The organism is Pantoea sp. SIMBA_079, from assembly GCF_046940275.1.
In the GTDB taxonomy this organism is placed as follows: Bacteria; Pseudomonadota; Gammaproteobacteria; order Enterobacterales; family Enterobacteriaceae; genus Pantoea; species Pantoea borealis.
In genome coordinates this window covers 1-275 of record NZ_JAWRYR010000255.1, presented here as the reverse complement: position 1 = coordinate 275, position 275 = coordinate 1, and the positions used below count along the sequence as shown (strand labels likewise).

Sequence of the window (275 nt, the reverse complement as noted above, 5' to 3'; positions counted from 1 at the left end):
GTCTTGTAGATGGCCGTGGTGAAGGTGTCGAAGTTGAATACGGCCACTGCACCGAAGTCGGCCAGGGTTTCCATCAGCGCCAGGGCGATACCGGCACCGATCGCCGGCCGCGCCATGGGCAGGGCCACCCGCCAGAACGCCTGCAGGGGTGACAACCCAAGTACCCGCGCCGCCTCCATCAGCCCCTTGCCCTGAGCCAGGAAGGCCGTGCGTGCCAACAAGTAGACATAGGGGTAGAACACCAGCACCAGAACGGTGATTACCCCTCCGGTGGA

General features: G+C 64.0%; 1 protein-coding gene. It reads right to left on the bottom strand.

Annotated features, from left to right (window positions below; all coding sequences use genetic code 11):
- Positions 1-275: ABC transporter permease subunit (locus tag SB719_RS19925; protein WP_412159704.1), on the bottom strand; the 275-nt coding region annotated here is incomplete at both ends.